10 protein-coding genes are annotated in these 16,382 nt (G+C 72.9%); 4 read left to right on the top strand and 6 right to left on the bottom strand.

From position 1 onward, the window contains the following. The first annotated feature begins 166 nt into the window (after positions 1-166). Both AB0G16_RS00005 and AB0G16_RS00010 read left to right on the top strand, forming a co-directional pair. Positions 167-664 carry an SRPBCC domain-containing protein gene (locus AB0G16_RS00005; protein WP_362796849.1) on the top strand — a complete coding sequence of 166 codons (498 nt, stop codon included), beginning with the start codon at positions 167-169 and terminating at the stop codon, positions 662-664. Further along, positions 661-1,995 carry an MFS transporter gene (locus AB0G16_RS00010; protein WP_362796851.1) on the top strand — a complete coding sequence of 445 codons (1,335 nt, stop codon included), beginning with the start codon at positions 661-663 and terminating at the stop codon, positions 1,993-1,995. Before AB0G16_RS00005 ends, AB0G16_RS00010 begins: the two co-directional genes overlap by 4 nt. Positions 1,996-2,092: 97 nt before the next feature. On the opposite strand, the gene AB0G16_RS00015 is transcribed toward AB0G16_RS00010, so the two are convergent. From AB0G16_RS00015 to AB0G16_RS00040, 6 genes are all read right to left on the bottom strand, one after another. Continuing rightward, the gene (locus AB0G16_RS00015; protein ID WP_362796853.1) at positions 2,093-2,932 is read right to left on the bottom strand and encodes a nitroreductase/quinone reductase family protein; all 840 of its coding nucleotides are present in this window, start codon (positions 2,930-2,932) and stop codon (positions 2,093-2,095) included. A gap of 557 nt (positions 2,933-3,489) precedes the next feature. Next, entirely contained in the window at positions 3,490-8,658 is a 5,169-nt protein-coding gene (locus AB0G16_RS00020; protein WP_362796854.1) for a DNA repair ATPase, read from the bottom strand. Then, the gene (locus AB0G16_RS00025) at positions 8,655-10,763 is read right to left on the bottom strand and encodes a flotillin family protein (RefSeq protein ID WP_362796855.1); all 2,109 of its coding nucleotides are present in this window, start codon (positions 10,761-10,763) and stop codon (positions 8,655-8,657) included. The genes AB0G16_RS00020 and AB0G16_RS00025 overlap by 4 nt, the downstream gene beginning before the upstream one ends. An 11-nt stretch (positions 10,764-10,774) precedes the next feature. Continuing rightward, positions 10,775-11,341, bottom strand: coding sequence for a hypothetical protein (locus AB0G16_RS00030; protein ID WP_362796856.1), 567 nt, complete (start codon positions 11,339-11,341; stop codon positions 10,775-10,777). 213 nt (positions 11,342-11,554) lie between these two features. Beyond that, positions 11,555-12,685 (bottom strand): hypothetical protein, encoded by a 1,131-nt coding sequence (locus tag AB0G16_RS00035; protein WP_362796857.1) that lies wholly within the window; start codon positions 12,683-12,685, stop codon positions 11,555-11,557. A gap of 150 nt (positions 12,686-12,835) precedes the next feature. After that, complete coding sequence (locus tag AB0G16_RS00040; RefSeq protein ID WP_362796858.1) at positions 12,836-14,272, bottom strand: MBOAT family protein; 1,437 nt, start codon at positions 14,270-14,272, stop codon at positions 12,836-12,838. A gap of 193 nt (positions 14,273-14,465) precedes the next feature. Between AB0G16_RS00040 and AB0G16_RS00045 the strand changes: the two genes are divergently transcribed. Both AB0G16_RS00045 and AB0G16_RS00050 read left to right on the top strand, forming a co-directional pair. After that, positions 14,466-15,122 carry a response regulator transcription factor gene (locus AB0G16_RS00045; RefSeq protein WP_362796859.1) on the top strand — a complete coding sequence of 219 codons (657 nt, stop codon included), beginning with the start codon at positions 14,466-14,468 and terminating at the stop codon, positions 15,120-15,122. Next, entirely contained in the window at positions 15,119-16,258 is a 1,140-nt protein-coding gene (locus tag AB0G16_RS00050) for a HAMP domain-containing sensor histidine kinase (RefSeq protein ID WP_362796860.1), read from the top strand. The genes AB0G16_RS00045 and AB0G16_RS00050 overlap by 4 nt, the downstream gene beginning before the upstream one ends. Positions 16,259-16,382 lie beyond the last annotated feature (124 nt).

Below are 16,382 nucleotides of genomic sequence, written 5' to 3' on the forward strand. Positions count from 1 at the left end.
ACGTTCCGCTCCTCGGTCTTCGAGAGGTTCACCGAGCTGGAGCGGGCCGTCGCCGCACCCCCGGCCCCGGGATCCCGGCACCTCGGGATCCCGGCACCCCCCCGTAGCACCCCGGTGCCCGCGGCGTCGTGACGTCACGGCCACCTCTGCCTTGAGAGGACCTTCCTTGACGTCCCTGAGTTTCCGGCCGGGCAGCAAGCAGGACCCGAGTTACGCGCACGAGGACGGCACCCACTCCGTGCTCGTCACCGACATCATCCAGCGCGGCACGGCCAGCCAGATCTACCGGGCCCTCACCGATCCGGCCTCCCTGGCGGCGTGGACCGGCGAGCCGGCCGGCGAGACCTCCGAGGGGGTGCGCTGGAGCATCGCGGAGTTCGGGCTGTCGGCCACCACCGCCGAGCTCGTCCTGGGCGAGCGGGTCGCGGTGACCATGGACTGCGAGGGCTGGCCCACGCGGCGCAGCGTCGCCGAGATCAGGCTCTGGCCGACCCCCAGGGCGACCATGCTCGTGGTCACCCACCGCGGCCTGTCCGAGGCCGACCTGGAGCACGCCCGGGAGATGTGGGCCCCCCGCGTCCTGGACCGGATGCGCTGGTACATCTGCGCCGTCGGCCCGCAGAGCAGCCCGGTCGGCGTCGTCGACCGGGGTGAGAGGGGATGAGCCGGGTCGAGGCGCGGCTCGCCCCGCCTCCCCCGCCGGCGGTGCCGTACGCGGTCTCGCTGCGCGGAGCCTTCACGGTCACCTTCCTGCTGCGCGCGTCGCAGATGGGGACCATCGCCATCATCGTCCCCTACCTGCTGGACCGCGGGGTCGAGCTGGCCATGCTCGGCACCGTGATGATCTGTTCCGCCTTCGGCGCCGCCGCCTCGAACCTGATCACCGGCCGGCTGGTGGACCGGTTCGGGGCCTGGCGGGCACTGGTCGGCGGCTGCGCGGTGGCGTTCCTCGCCGCGCTGGCCTTCATCATGATCTCCTACCTCCCGGTGATGGCCGTCGCCTACCTGTTCACCACGGGCGGCATGGCGGCGGCCGGGAACGCGCTGCGCACCACGATCGGCCTGGCCACCCCGGCGGCCGAGCACGAGCGGATCTTCGGCCGGTTCAACAGCGTGGGGACGGCCGGGGCGCTGGTCGGGCCGATCATGGTCGGCCTGGTCGTGATCGACGGCACCGCCGCCGCCCCCTGGTTCGCGGTGGTGGCCCTCGGCAGCGCCGGCGTCGTCAGCCTGCTGAGCCGCACCGCCGCCCTCCCGGCGGAACTGCGCAAGGACGGGGGCCAGAGCGCCGGGAAGCCGGAGGACGCCGAAGGCGCCGGACGCGCGGAGGGCGGGAAGAACGCCGGCGAGGCGGACGGGACCGCGACGCCCGGACAGGCCGCGGGCACGGGTACGGGCACGGGCACGGACGCGGTGGACAGGACCTCGCTGCTGGACGTGCTGCGCTCCATCGGCCCGGTGATCGCCCTGGTCTCCGCCACCGCCACCATGTACGGCGTGTACGCCGTGCTGTGGGGTCCCTACCTGCGCGAGCTCGGCGCGGCCGACCCGATCATCCCGTGGTCGTTCACCGCGACGATGCTGCCGGTGGTGCTGCTGTCCCCGCACGCCTCCAAGGTGCTGCCCAACACCCCCCGCTGGCTGGTGGTGGGCGTGGTCACCGGCCTGCTGGGCGTGCTGGCGTTCGCGTACGCGGTGACGACCAGCATCTGGATGGCCATCGTCATCTCGGTGGTCGAGGGTGTGCTGATGGCCGTCTCGGTGCCCCTCACCTACGCGCTGATCACCAAGCTGGCGCCCCCGGCGGCACTCGGCCGTTCCTTCGGCGTGGCCAGCGCCTCGGACTCGATCTCCTCGGGCGTCGGCACCTCGATCGCCGGGATCCTGATCGCGGCGGGAGGCGTGGCGTTCGTCTTCCAGCTCGCCGGCGCCTACTGCGTGCTCGGCACCGTCCTGGCGATGTTCTGGTGGTGGCGCAAGAGCGCCCGGCGCTGAGCCTGCGGTCCCGGTCCGGCCCCGGGGTGCGGCGGTCCCGGGGTGCGGCGATCCCGCCCCCCGGAGCCACCGTGCCCGGGGGGCGGGCGCCGCCCGGTCAGGGAGCCGGCGCGTCCAGGATCGGGATCAGCCACTCCTCCTCGTAGACCAGGTGGGCCTCGACCGCGCCGGTGAGCCGCTCGACCTCGGTGAGCACCGGCAGGGGGTCGGCGCGGTCGGCGGAGACGACCTCGCGCAGGTCGTCCAGGAGGGTCGCGATCGTCCGGTGCTCCTCGCGGAGCCGCTCCAGCACCGGCTCCAGGTCGGGACGGTCCCGGCCCAGCGCCGGGAACATCATCAGGTCCTCACCGGTGTGGTGGTTGTGCATCCCCTGGCAGAGCGTCAGGCAGTTCACCCTGAGCTGGGCGCCCAGGCCGGGACCCGACCGCGCGACCTCCTCGCGGATCAGGGCCAGCTCCCGCCGGAAGGCGTCGTGGACCAGCTTCAGGTGCGCGCCCCAGGACGTGACGTTCGGCGCCGGGGGCCCGTCCCCGGCCTGTCGCAGGGCGACCACCGGGATGACGCGGTCGGTCTTGGCCTGGTAGTCGGCCCATCCGGGGTCGGCCTCGACCGCGCGGGCGAAGAGCCGGTCGCGTTCGCCGCCCTCCAGCACGACGGCCCGCGCCTCGTAGGTGAAGGCGCCGGTCTCGACCGTGACGCGAGGGTCGGCCACCAGGTTGTGGAACCAGGCCGGATGCCTCGGCGCGCCCGCGGCCGAGGCGATGACCAGGACCCGGTCGCCGTCGGGGAGGTAGCCGAGCGGGGTCGTGTGCGGGGCTCCGGACCGCGCGCCGACCGTGGTCAGCAACAGCAGCCGGGCCCCCTCGAAGAAACCGCCGACCCGGCCGGCGTTGGCGCGGAACTCCTCGATGACCTGCCGGTTGAAATCATTGGGCATTCTCTGTACGTGCTCCTTGTCGATGGCCCGCGGACCGTTCGCGGGCATGGCGAATGACCGCACGGCGGGCGGTGCGAAATCACCGTCGGGTGATGCCTGCCGCGGTGCGGGTGACAACGGGAAAGGGCGTGCCGAATATCCGGCCGGGGCGGATGACCCGCCCGCCGGACCGGTTCGTCGAAGGCACGCTGAAGCGACGGTGACCTGCACCGTCGTGCTCATGGAAACGTCGCGCGGAATGCTCGGAATGCGCGGAAAAAGAAAAGGCGGGCCTCTGGCCCACCTGGCGGTCACGCGAAGGCCGGGTGCCCCACTCGCTCTTGGCCCAAGGCCGACCCGGCAGTCATGAATTCAATGTAGTGCCTGGCGGAGGGACGAGGCAACACGGATTTCCCCGCGGAACGCCTTTCGCGGGCGCGTTCTCCCGCCGGTCCTTTCCGGTCGCCACGGCCGCCTCGCCGGCCGGCCCGGCCGGCCCGGCCGACCGGGTCGCGTGCCCGTCCCCGGACCGGCCGGCGCGCTCCCGGCGGGCGGGCGGTCGCCGCCCGCCCACCGGGTCACGGTTCGGCGGACAACCGGTCGGCGGCGTGCTCGATGGCGGTGCTCACCCGGTCGGCCAGCAGGCCGACCGCGCCGACCGCGCGGGTCACCGGGTCGTCCTCGGCGCCGCCCAGCGCCTGGGAGCGCAGGTGGGCCGCCTTCACCTCCGCCCACCGGGCGGCCTGCCCGGCCGTCATGGTGCCGCGCAGCTCGGCCAGCTTGAGCAGGTTGGACTCCGCCCCGGAGGTGAGCGTCTGCGCCTCACCGACGTAGTGGTCGTCGATCACGGCCTCCAGCTCCGCGTCGTTCATCACCGGCATGACCCGCGCCGCGAGCCTGTTCATGTTCCGGTACGAGCCCTGGAGCCGGAACGGCGGCTCGGTCCGCGAGGCGTCCGACCGCGCGGCCGAGGCGATGTACTCCTGGTTGCACGCCAGCACCGTCCGCTGGACCCGCAGCAGCTTGCGCAGCACCGACAGGACCTGCTCCAGCTCCGTCGGCGAGTACGGGTACGAGAGCCGGTCGGCCCGGACGCCCTCCTCGCCCCGCGCCAGCCGCACCAGCAGGCGGACGTCGCCGCGGTCCCGGCCGGCGAGCGGGGCCAGCACCGGGTTGGAGGTCAGCGCGTTGTCGATGTAGCTCAGCGCGAACAGCTCCTCCCTGCCGGAGAGCACGTCGCCCAGGTTCCACACGTCGGCGCGGTTGGCCAGCATGTCGGGGACGCGGAAACGCCCGCCCGACTCGGTGTAGGGGTTGCCCGCCATGCAGACCGCGAAGCGCTTGCCCCGCAGGTCGTAGGTGCGGGTACGGCCCTCCCAGACGCCCTCCATCCGCCGCTGGCCGTCGCAGAGCGAGATGAACCTCTGCAGCAGCTCGGGGGAGGTGTGCTGGATGTCGTCCAGGTACAGCAGGACGTTGTTGCCCATCTCCAGCGCGAAGGAGATCTTCTCGACCTCCTGCCGGGCCGTGGCGTCGGGTGCCTGCGCCGGATCCAGCGAGGTGACCAGGTGTCCCAGGGCCGGCCCGTCGACCTTCACGAAGATCAGCCCGAGCCGGTCGGCCACGTACTCCATCAGCGTGGTCTTGCCGTACCCCGGCGGGGAGATGAGCAGCAGCATGCCCATCTGGTCGGTCCGCTCGGCGTCACCGGCCGCGCCGAGCTGCTTGGCCAGGTTGTCGCCGATCAGCGGCAGGTAGACCTCGTCGAGGAGCTGGTTGCGGACGAAGGCGCTCATCACCTTCGGGCGGAACTCCTCCAGCCTCAACCGCTCGCGCTCGGCCGCGACCAGCTCGTTGCGCCGCCGCTGGTAGGCGCGGTACGCCGGGACGCGGTGCTCGCGGAAGCGCCGGGTCCTGGTGAGGAACTCGTCCAGGCGCAGCTCCATGCGGTGCGCGGAGATCCGGGGATGGGTGCCGAGCAGGTCCTCGACCACCACGGCCGGCGCCGCCTCCGAGTCGTAGCGCGGCAGCTCGCACAGCAGCACGGCCACCGCCTCCGCGATCTCGCCCGCCGCGTCCCGCCCGGTGCCCTCGAAGGCCGACAGCCACGCCTCGGCCAGGCGGTGACGGCCGGCGAGGTCGTCGCCCAGCGCCCGCAGGTCGTCCTCGAACCCCGCGCGGGCGGGCCCCAGCGCCCGGTCGAACCGCTCCAGCAGCGACCGGGCGCCGGCGCTCGTCACGAACCCGTCCTGCCCGCCCGCGAGCTCCTCGAAGAGGTACTCCCCGGCCTGCCCGGCGTCCAGGTCGTCCAGGTCGTCCACCGATCCCGCCGGCCCCGCCGATCCCGCCGACCCGGCCGCGCCCATCGCACCCGCCGCCCCCGGTGATCCCGCCGCGTCCGCCGCTCCGCCGCGCAGGGGCCGGACGAAGGACGCGATCGCGCGGGCCAGGGCGTCGCGGGTCTCGGCCACCGCCTCCACGCGGCCGAACAGGGACCGCGCCCGCGCCAGCGACCCCACCCGGGTCGTCCAGGTCGCGCGGGCGTCGGTGTCGACGCCGAACGCCCAGAACAGCTGGGCCGCGGCCCTGGCCTCCGGCGGGTGGCGCAGCAGGCCGGCGTCCGCGTGCAGCCGGAGCACGGCCCGCAGGACGGCGGTGGCGTCGTGGTCGTGGACGCCGCGCTCGTACCCCTCGTCGTAGCGGGTCTCCGCCACCCGGCGGACGATCTCCAGCAGCTCCCCGCCCTCGGACGCCGCGGCCTCGTGCAGCGCCCGCGCCGGGACCGGGGTCTCGCCCACGGTCAGGGTGCCGGCCTCGGCGGCGGCCAGGATCGAGGCGGCCAGGTACTCGCCCCGGTAGACCTCGGGCGACTCCGAGACGGCCGCCTGTTCCCAGAACGGCCGGGTCTCGGCGAAGGCCGCGTCGCGCACCGGGGCGCGGTAGTCGGTCCCGGTGACGGCGAACGCCATGCCGCCCTCGTGGGGCACCAGCGTCAGGTCGGCCGGCCGGGTGTTGACCGCGAACAGGTGCCGGCCGAGCCGGATGGTGTCGCCGCCGTCGACGTAGAGGTCCAGGCGGTCGCGCAGCGCCCGGCCCGCCTCCTGGCGGGCGGACGCGATCCGTCCTTCGAGCTCCTCGGCGCGGACCTGGTCGCCCAGCGCGCGCAGCTCGCCGGCAACGGCCCTGAGCTTGAGCACCATCGGGTCGGACCCGAAGTAGGTGTTGACCTCGTCCTGGGACGCCAGGCCCGCCGTCCGGCGCCGTACCCCGGTCAGGACGCGGGCCGCCGAGTCGACCAGCCGGTCGGCGCGGCGGGCCCGCTCGTCGAGCAGCGCCTGGCGGCGCGAGGAGAACGCCTCGTAGACGTCCTCCCGCTTGGCGTCCAGCCGCCCCAGGAAGTCGTCGAACTCGGCGAAGCGCGCCTGGAGGTTCTCCAGCTGGAGCATCAGCCGGCCCAGTTGCTCGTCGCAGCGCTCGGGGGTGTCGGACATCGCCAGGGCGCCGGTGATCGCCTGGCCCAGCAGGGCGTACTCGGCGGCGAACGCGGCCCGCCCCTCACCGGCCAGCAGCTCCGCGCGGCGGGACCGGAGCGTGGCGCGGGCGCGGTTGACGCCGCCGAGCACCTCGCCGACCCGCTCCAGGATGGCGGTGCGCACGGTGGCGTCGGCGATGTCGAGCGTGCCGACGACCTCGACGAGGACCTCCAGGCCGCGCGCCTGCCGGTCCATCCGCTCGGCGACCGGCCCGGCCTCGGCCACGGTCGCGATCGTGCCCGCGTCCGCGACCAGCCGCTCGACGTCGGCGTGGTAGCCGGCGAAGGCGTCGTCGCCGCTGAGGAAGCCCGCGGCGCTCCGCGCGGTGGCGCCGAGCTCGGCGGTCAGCTCCGTCTCCAGCGCGTCGATCCCGCCGAGGTCGACGTGGCGCATCTCGCGCAGGGTCACCAGGTGCCCCTGCGCGCGGCGCAGCTCCGACAGCCGGTCCACCCATCCCTGGGCGGTCCCCGGCGCGTCGACGCGCGCCCGCCGTACCAGCGAGGTGACGTCGTCGGCGGCGGCCGCCAGCGCCTCGGCCGCCTGCCGGGTGAGCTCCTGGACCGCCTCGAACTCGTCCAGCACCTGCTCGGCGGTGGCCCGCACGTCGGCGAGCGGGCCGCGCAGGTGGTGCTCGCCCAGCCAGTGGTAGCGGTCGAAGACCCGGGCGCAGGCGGCGATCAGCGCCTCGAAGACCGGCACCGACGGCGCCATCTCCTCGGTCATCCGGGCCACCGACAGGCAGTCGGAGATGCCCCGCACCAGCTCGGCGTTGCCGATGCGCTCCAGCGGCCCGGTGCCCGTGCGCCGCCCGGCGGCGTACAGGTCGGACTGGTAGGCCGTCTGCCAGACCTGCATGGGGTGCACGCGGGTGGGCTCGTCGGAGACGGCCTTGAAGACCACCAGCGTGCCGTCGTCGAACAGCGAGTACCCGTGGCAGGACAGCGGCGTCGCCACCTGCTTGCGGATCACGTTGTACGGCAGCAGCAGCGACCGCCCCTCCGCCCTGGCGTGGAAGACGTAGAGCACGTCCTCGCCGTTGGGGGAGCGGACGACCCGCTCGAACTCCAGGTCCGTCACGTCGGTGTCGAAGGTCTTGCCGACGCCGGTGGCCAGGTGGTAGCCGCCGGGGAAGATGATCCCCTGGTCCTCGGGCAGGCGCCGGCAGGCCTGCCCGATGCCGTCCACGCGGACCACGCCCTTGGTGCGGGTGTTGAAGACCAGGTGGCGCCACTCGGTCTCCTTGTACGGGCGCACCCGAAGAAGGATCAGCGGGCCGATCCTGGCGTGCTGCACCTCCGCGTCGGCGAGGCTCTGCAGCGGCTCGGCGACGGGCTCGCGGTAGACGCCCTCGCCGGTCTCGGTGTTGTTCTCGATCTTGATGGTGAGGTCGCCGCCGACGGTCTCGACGAACACCTCGCCCTCGATCGAGATGTGCGGGTGACGGCCCGGGACGTGGTCGTCGCGGGTGGCGGGGATCCACTCGAAGTCGTGCGAGGGCGGGAAGACGTGGTCGCGCTCCCCGCGGTTGTCGATGTAGGTGAGCGTGCCGTCGGTCTCGACCTGCCAGCGCAGCACGCGGGTGTCCTGCGGGCCGGTCCGGAAGACGGCCAGCAGCTTGCCCTCGACGCGGCGGAGCTGGAGCAGCCGCGTCTCCCGGTAGTAGCGGTACAGCTCGGCGAAGTCGTGCTCGAAGCGGGGGTCGCGGAACATCGGCGCGGGGTCGAAGCGGAACGGCCTGCCCGCCTCACCCGCGCCGTCCGCGCCGTCCGCGCCGTCCGCGGTGCTCCCGGCGGCCCGGCCGTTCCCCGCGCCGCCGTCCCCGGCCGGGCCACCGGCGCCACCGGCGGCGCCACCGGCGGTGCCGCCGGTGGCGCCCGTGTCCCGTACGAACGTGTGCACGGAGAAGACGTCCTCGACGGTCGTCTCCGGCTTCAGCCCGATGAACACGTTGTAGCCGAAGAGCATGAGCCCGCCGACGGACACGATGTCACGCGGTACGCAGTTGTTCTCGGTGCGGATCCGCTCGGTGCCCAGCAGGCGCATCTCGGTCCCGCCGAACACCGCCAGGCGTTCGGCGTTGAGCGCGTCGGCCCGCCGGGCGAGCTCGGCGGCCTGCTCGGCCAGGCGGGCGCGGAGCACCTCGTAGGTGCCCGCGTCCAGCCCCGTCCCCTCGCCGGGGGTCTGGGTGACGGCTTCCGCCGTGGATGACGTCACCGCGAGGCGGGGTCGAGCGCGCCGGCCGGCACCTCGGCGGTGCCGGACGCCTGCGTCTCGGCCAGCAGGAGGCGCAGCCTGTCGGCGTCGGGCCCGCCCTCCTTGATCAGCTTCATCAGCAGCGCCGAGAGCGAGAGGTCACGCACGCCCGCGGCGTCGATCGAGCCGAGCATCCCGGCCAGGTCGGCGGGAAGGCTCGACGAGCCGTCCAGGTACGGGCCGGCCAGCGTCCTGGCGACGTCGGAGTGGCCCACGAAACCGTCCACGGCCTTGCCCATGGTGATCGAGCCCATCAGCCGGTCGAAGAACACGCTGTCGCCGCCGACGATGTCGATGTTGGCCTTGGACAGGCCGGCCGACAGGACCGAGGCCTGCGCCTCGGCGATCCTGCGCTGCACCTCCACCCCGGCGAGCCGGATCTCCTTCTCCGCCTCCAGCCGCAGGCGGTACTCCTCGTGGGCGCGGGTCGCGTCGTCGAGCGCGGCCATCGCCGCGGCCTTCTCGGTCAGGCCCTCGGCCTCGGCCTTGAGCTTCTCGCCGATCGCGGTGGCGGCGGCCAGCGCCTTGGCCTGCTCACCCTCGGCCTCGGCCTTGAGCTTCTCGCGCACCCCGGTGGCCACGGCGAGCGCCCTGGCCTGCTCGCCCTCGGCGACCGCCAGCGCCCGCTCCCGCTCGACGGTGGCCTCGGCGCGGCCGACCTTCTCGATCGCCGCGGCGTCCCGCTCGCGCACCTGCACCTCGGCCAGCCCGGCCGCCGCGGTCTCGGCCTGCACGCCCTCGGCCAGGCGGATCTTGGCGCGGGCGTCGAGCTCGGCGGCCTGCTGGCGGGACTCGGCCAGCACCAGCGCCTCGCGGGCCCGGTGCTTGGACGCCGCCTCGGAGGCCTCGGCCGCCTTGATGTCCTTGACCAGGCTCTCCTGCGCCTCGGCCTCGGCCTGGATGATCACGGCCTGGCGGGTCCGCTCGGCCTCCTCGACCACCCGCAGGCGCTTGATGCTCTCCTCCTGCTCGGCGACCGTCCTCTCCACGACGATCCGCTCGCGGACGACCTCGGCGATGGAGCGCTTCTCGCCCTCCACCTCCTTGTCCTTGGAGATGCGCGACAGCTCGGTCTCGCGCTCGCGGGCGATGACCTCCAGCAGGCGGTCCTTCTCGATGCGCTCGGTCTCGATGGCGAGGACCCGCTCGCGGTTCTTCGCCGCCACCGCGATCTCACGGGCCTGGTTCTCCTGCTGGACGCCGAGCTGCTCGTCGGTGCGCAGCCCGGCGGCGTGCGCCTTGAGCCGCTCCTCGGCCTGCACCTTGGCGGTCTCGGCCTCCTCGCGGGCGCGCATGGTCGCGACCTCGCGCTTCTGCTTGGTCTCCGCGTCGGCCTGGCGGCGCTCCAGCTCCAGGATGGCCTCCCGCGCGTCCACGTTCTGGCGGGTGATCTCCTTCTCCTCGCGGCGCTGGAACTCGTTGGTGCGCACGTGCTCGATCGCGGTCAGCTCGGTGATCTTCCTGATGCCCTGCGCGTCGAGGATGTTGTTCCTGTCCATGGAGGCCAGCGAGGTCTGCTCCAGGTAGTCGATGGCCGCGTCCTCCAGGCTGTAGCCGTTGAGGTCGGTGCCGATGACCTGGATGATCTGGTCGCGGAAGTGGTCGCGCTGGGTGTAGAGGTCGACGAAGTCGAGCTGCTTGCCGACGGTCTTGAGCGCCTCGGAGAACTTGGCGTTGAACAGCTCCTGCAGCGTCTCCTGGTGGCTGGCGCGGGCGGTCCCGATCGCCTGGGCGACCTTCACCACGTCCTCGACGGTCTTGTTGACGCGGACGAAGAAGGTGATGCGGATGTCGGCGCGGATGTTGTCGCGGCAGATCAGGCCCTCGCGACCGGTCCGCGCGATCTCGATGGTCTTCACCGAGATGTCCATCAGCTCCGCCTTGTGGAAGACGGGCAGCACGACGGCGCCGGTGAACGTGACGTCCACCTTGTTGATCTTGGAGATGATCAGCGCCTTGCCCTGTTCCACCTTGTTGAACAGACGGCTGATCAGGAAGAGCATGCCGATGACGAGCAGGAGGACGACGGCGAGGAGAATGCCGAGTCCGGTGGAGATGACGTCCATGTGCTCCCTCGTTAGATCGGACGATCGGGGTCGAGTTCCGCGTCGTACGGCATCACCCAGAAGAATTCGCCGGGGGAGTCATAGGCGAAGATCAGGGCGGTGCTGCCGGCTGCGAAATCCTCGTCGCCGGTCTGTCGTACTTGCACGAGAGCGGAGGAGCCGTCCGCGGAGGTGACCTCGGCCTGGCCGAAGTCGCGGCCGACCCGCCTGGTGCGGATGACGCACGCGCGGCCCACGAAGTCGGCGCGGGAGGGGAGGCGCTCCTTCGGGATGAGACGCCGCAGCGATACGACGACGAGACGCGTGCACGCCCAGGCGCAGAGAAGTGCCCCGAGGAGCACCGCGACCAGGGCGGGGGTACCGGTGAACAGGGTGCCGCCCACCAGGCTGGCGAACCAGGCGACGGTCACCAGCAGCGAGACGGCGATCGCGGCCGGGACCCCGCCGAGTCCCAGCCCGCTCATCAGGCCGGCGGCGCCGGTCGCCTCGGAGGCGTCCGTGCCGTCGGGGCCGCCGTCGTCGAACCCGAACACCCCGGCCACGACGAGCACCCAGTAGACGACGATGACCAGGAGCATGAACGTGAAAAGAACGGTCGGGAAAGAGAGCGCGGCATCGACGAACGGACCCATCGGCGTGTGAGATCCCCCTGCTGGCGTACCGGTTTCGCGCCCCCCCGAGCACGCGTTCATGACTATATATAGATAAAGATCTGTTAAAGGAGAAAGTTCCCCAAAGGGAAAAATATCCGGTGAATCATTCGGGTCGGGGGACGTGCCCGCCGCGCGGGTTCAGAGCGCCCGTTCGAGCGCGGCGAGCACGGCGTCGTCCAGCATCTCGGCACGGCCGCCGACGAGATGGCGCTCCACGACCTCCAGCACCACCGTCTCGCTGCGGGCGACCTTCCGCGCCACGTGGTCCGGCCCCGCCGTGGCCGGGGCGTCGCTCCGCAGGTAGGTGAGGTCGGCGAAGTAGGGCAGCACCCACGGCAGCGAGTTGCGGGTGAAGGAGTCGCCGACGAGCAGCGTCCTGGACCGCGACAGCGGCGCGCGGTCCGAGACGTGGGTGACGCCGAACGACAGGGGCAGTTCGCGGTCGTCCCGCCGGAGCGGCCGCACGCCGTCCCTGACCAGGTTCCACCGCTCGACGCTCTCCTCGTGGGGCACGCCCAGCAGCGCGCCCAGGTCGCCGTCGCGCACCGCCCGCCCGGCCCCGACCAGCCGCGTGTGCCCGACCAGGGCGGGATCGAGGGCGCGGGCCAGTTCGGCGCCGTACAGGCCCGCGGACCGGTCGTTCCAGTGGCTGTCGGTCCGCCAGTACGCCGGCGTGCCGGATTCCCGCTGTGCCCGCTCCAGGGGTCCCCTGAGGTCCACGTACCCGGGCAGGCGCGCCGCCCGCAGCGCGTCCCAGAACTCCCTCTTGCGTTCCCGAAGGCAGTCCCGGCCGGGGAAGCGCTCCGGCAGCCGGCCGGGGGTCACCGTGGTCTTGTCGGGGGCCACGGTGAACAGGAACCGCCTGCCGGACTTCCGCACGATCCCGGCCAGGCGGCGCAGGCGGTCGAGGGTGTCGGCGACGGACCGGCGCGGCCGGCAGGCCTCGATCACGTCGTCGCCGAAGTAGAGCCAGCCGTCGCGTCCCTCGATGACCCTGGGGTAGTCCGCGGCCGACCTGCCGTACGACGGCGCGTGCCCGAACAGCAGCCGCGACAGGACGGCGTTGCCGCGTATCGCGTGCTGCCTCAGCGGCAGGTGGGCGGTCGCCCAGGCCTGCGCCTCCGGGACGGCGTCCCAGCCGCGCGACAACGCCGGGAACGACGGGAGCCTCCGGTTCTCGATCTCCTCGGCGCGCTCGCCCGCGACGAAGGCCAGGGCGGGACCGAAGAAGAACAGCACCGCCGCCAGCGTCACCGGCCACCGTCTCACCGACCGTCCCGGCCACCGTCTCACCGGCCGTCCCGGCCACCGTCCGGGCCACCGTCCCGGCGGCCGTCGCCACACCGGGCGGCGCCGTTCCGCGGGCGGCACCGGCTCCGCCCGTCCAGTGATCATCGGCATCCTCATCGGGGACCTCGTTCAGAATTGGTAGTACAGGAAGGGACTGAAGGTGCCCGCGGCGACCAGCACCGCCGCGTAGGGGGCGGCCACCCAGGTCAGCGCCGCCCGCGCGGCCCGCGCCACCGGCCCCCGGCCCGACTCGACCAGCGGGCCGAGCGCCGGCGCGGAGGGCAGCGCCACCGCGGCCAGCGCCAGCACGAGGACGAGCGTCCGCTGGTCGGTCGCGGCGAACGCGGCGAACTCGTCGAGCTCGCCCGGCCGCCAGGTGAACATCGCCCGCAGCATGCCCGCGGCCTCGGTCATGCTCGGGGCCCGGAAGAACACCCAGCCGACCACGACCAGCAGGAGGGTCACGCCGCGGCGCAGCACGAGGGTCGCGAGGCCCGAGGGCGGGCGGTCCCAGCCGAGCAGCCGCTCGGCCACCAGCAGGAGACCGTGGTACAGCCCCCAGACCAGGAAGGTCCACCCTGCGCCGTGCCAGAAGCCGCAGAGCACGAAGATGATCAAAAGGTTGCGGTACGTCCGCGCCGCGCCGCCCCGGTTCCCGCCGAGCGGGATGTAGACGTAGTCGCGGAACCAGCGGGACAGCGACATGTGCCAGCGCCGCCAGAAGTCGGTGACGGAGTACGCCGTGTAGGGCCGGTCGAAGTTCTCCGGAAGCCGGAACCCGAACATCGTGCCCAGGCCGACGGCCATGTCCGAGTAGCCGGAGAAGTCGAAGTAGATCTGCAGGGTGTAGGCGAGCGCCCCCAGCCACGCCGTGGGAGTGGTGATCTCACCGCCCGCGTGCGCGAACGCGGCGTCCGCCACGGGGGCGATCGAGTCGGCGACGACCACCTTCTTGGCCAGGCCCAGGGCGAAGCGGGGAAATCCCGCCGCGAGGTCGCCGAGCCGGTCGCGCCGCGTGTCGCCGAGCTGCCCGGCGATCTCGTGGTAGCGGACGATCGGCCCGGCGACGAGCTGCGGGAACATCGCGATGTAGGTGACGAACCGGACGGGATCTCGCTGGGCCGGGGTGCTGCCCCGGTAGACGTCCACCACGTACGACAGATGGTGGAAGGTGAAGAACGAGATCCCGATCGGCAGGGCGAGGTTCACGATCGGCGTGTGGCCCAGTCCCAGCGCGCCCGCCAGGGCGTCGATCTGGGCACTGGCGAAACCGGCGTACTTCCACACCGCGAGGATCGCCACGTCCCACCCGGCGGTCGCCAGCAGCACGGCCCGGCGTGCCCGGGGCCGGTCCCGCAGCCGCGCCGAGTCGAGTGCGAGACCGGCGCCGTAGTTGACGGCGACGGCCGACAGCAGCAGCGCGGCGTACGGCCCGGCGCCCCAGGTGTAGAAGACCAGGCTGGCCACGGCGACGACCGCGTTGCGCCGCCGCGGCGGAAGCAGCCAGTGGAGCAGCAGCGTGACCGGCATGAAGAACCACAGGAAGACGGGCGAGGCGAACGACATCGATGTCCATGGAGGTGCGGAGACGGAGAGGGGGACAGGACGCACTCCAGTGGACCGACGGTCGGGCGGGCGTAACCGAATCTGGTTACGCCTGCGTTATCCCGCCTCTGTCAGCCTTGAGCGGCGTGCGGGCATGCCATGCCCGCCCGGCAGGCTCGGGGGAGCGACGGGTGAGGAACGGGGGAGAGACGACATGAGGGTTCTGATCGCCGAGGACGAGCAGATGCTCGCCGACTCGATCGCGGCGGGCCTTCGCGGCGAGACACTGGTCGTGGACGTGGTCCACGACGGCGGGGCGGCGCTGGAACGGCTCGCCGCCTGCGACTACGACGTGCTGGTCCTGGACCGGGACCTGCCGGTCACGCACGGGGACGAGGTCTGCAGGACGGTGGTCGAGACCGGCGGCGCGGTCCGCATCCTGATGCTCACCGCCGCGGGCGACGTGCGGGACCGCGTGGCGGGGCTGTCCCTCGGCGCGGACGACTACCTGCGCAAACCGTTCGCCTTCGAGGAACTGCTGGCCCGGGTGCGGGCCCTGGCCCGGCGTGCCGGCCCCGCCGACCCGCCGATCCTGCGGCACGCGGACATCAGCCTCGACTCGGTCCACCGGCAGGTCTTCCGGGCCGGCCGTTACGTCCCGCTGGCCCGCAAGGAGTTCGGCCTGCTCGCCGAGCTGCTGCGCGCCCGCGGCACCGTGGTCTCGGCCGAGGTCCTGCTGGAGAAGGTGTGGGACGAGCAGATCGACCTGTTCACCAACACGGTGCGGACCACGATGATGAGGTTGCGCCGCAAGCTGGGCGACCCGCAGGTCATCGAGACCGTCACCGGGGTCGGGTACCGGATCCCGTGAGAACGACCGTCCGGACGAGGTTCGCGCTGCTGTCCGGCGCCATGTCCCTCCTGATCGGCGTCCTGCTGCTGGGCGCCGTCCTTCTCGTCGTACGGCAGAACCTCCAGCCCCTCCCCCACGAGAACACCTCCGCGGTGGTCCGCGTCCCGGGGGGGTGGGCCGTGGAGGAGGACTTCCGGACCGGCTACGAGCGGGCGGTCCGGCGGCTCTACCTGCGCGACACCATGAGCGCCGTGCGCGGCTGGGGGGCTCTCGTCGTGCTGGGGACCACCGCGATCGGCGCCGGGGCCGGCTGGTGGGCCGCGGGCTGGGCGCTCCACCCGGCCCGCAGGGTCACCGTCGCCGCCCGGCGCGTGGCGCAGAGCCACGACCTGGCCGGGCGCATCCGCTACGAGGGCCCGGAGGACGAGGTCAAGGAGCTGGCCGACATCTTCGACGTCATGCTGGGACGGCTGGCCCGCGTCGTGGACGGGCAGCGGCGGTTCATCGCCAACGCCTCGCACGAGCTGCGCACCCCGCTCGCCATCAACCGCACACTGGTCGACGTGGCGGTCCGCGCGCCCGGCACGACCGAGGAGGTACGGCGGCTCGGCGAGTCGCTGCTGCTGGTCAACACCAGGCACCAGAGGCTCATCGACGGCCTGCTCGCGCTGGCCGAGGGCGAGCAGGTGATCCACGATCCGAGCCGGTTCGACCTGGCCGACGTGGTGGAGCACGTCGTGGACCAGGCGGGGACCGAGGCCGGGGCGCGCGGGGTGGTCGTGCACGGCACGCCCGGGCACGCGCCGATCGCGGGTGACGCGGCACTGGTCGAGCGGCTGGTGCAGAACCTCGTGGAGAACGCGATCAGGCACAACCTGCCGGGCGGCCAGGCATGGGTGACCAGCCGGAGGCGCGGCGACACGGTGGAGCTGGTGGTCGCGAACACCGGCTCCGCCGTGTCGCCCTTCGACGTCGAGGCGATCTTCCAGCCGTTCCGCCGGCTCGGGGGCGACCGGCCGGACCACGAGCGCGGCAGCGGGCTCGGCCTGTCGATCGTCCGGGCAGTCGCCGGCGCGCACGGCGGCACGGTCACCGCCCGGCCGCGCGACGGCGGCGGTCTCACCGTCACCGTACGGCTGCCGTACGAGGAGTGACGGGCGGGCGGGTCAGACGGGCCGGGTGATCATGTAGGCGAGACCGACGAGGATCACGACGGGAATGAGCCAGACGACGGCCTCGATGGCGAATTCCTTGTACACGGGGACATCCCTCCGCAAC

The sequence above is a fragment of the Streptosporangium sp. NPDC023615 genome (assembly GCF_040640155.1).
Taxonomy (GTDB): Bacteria; Actinomycetota; Actinomycetes; order Streptosporangiales; family Streptosporangiaceae; genus Streptosporangium.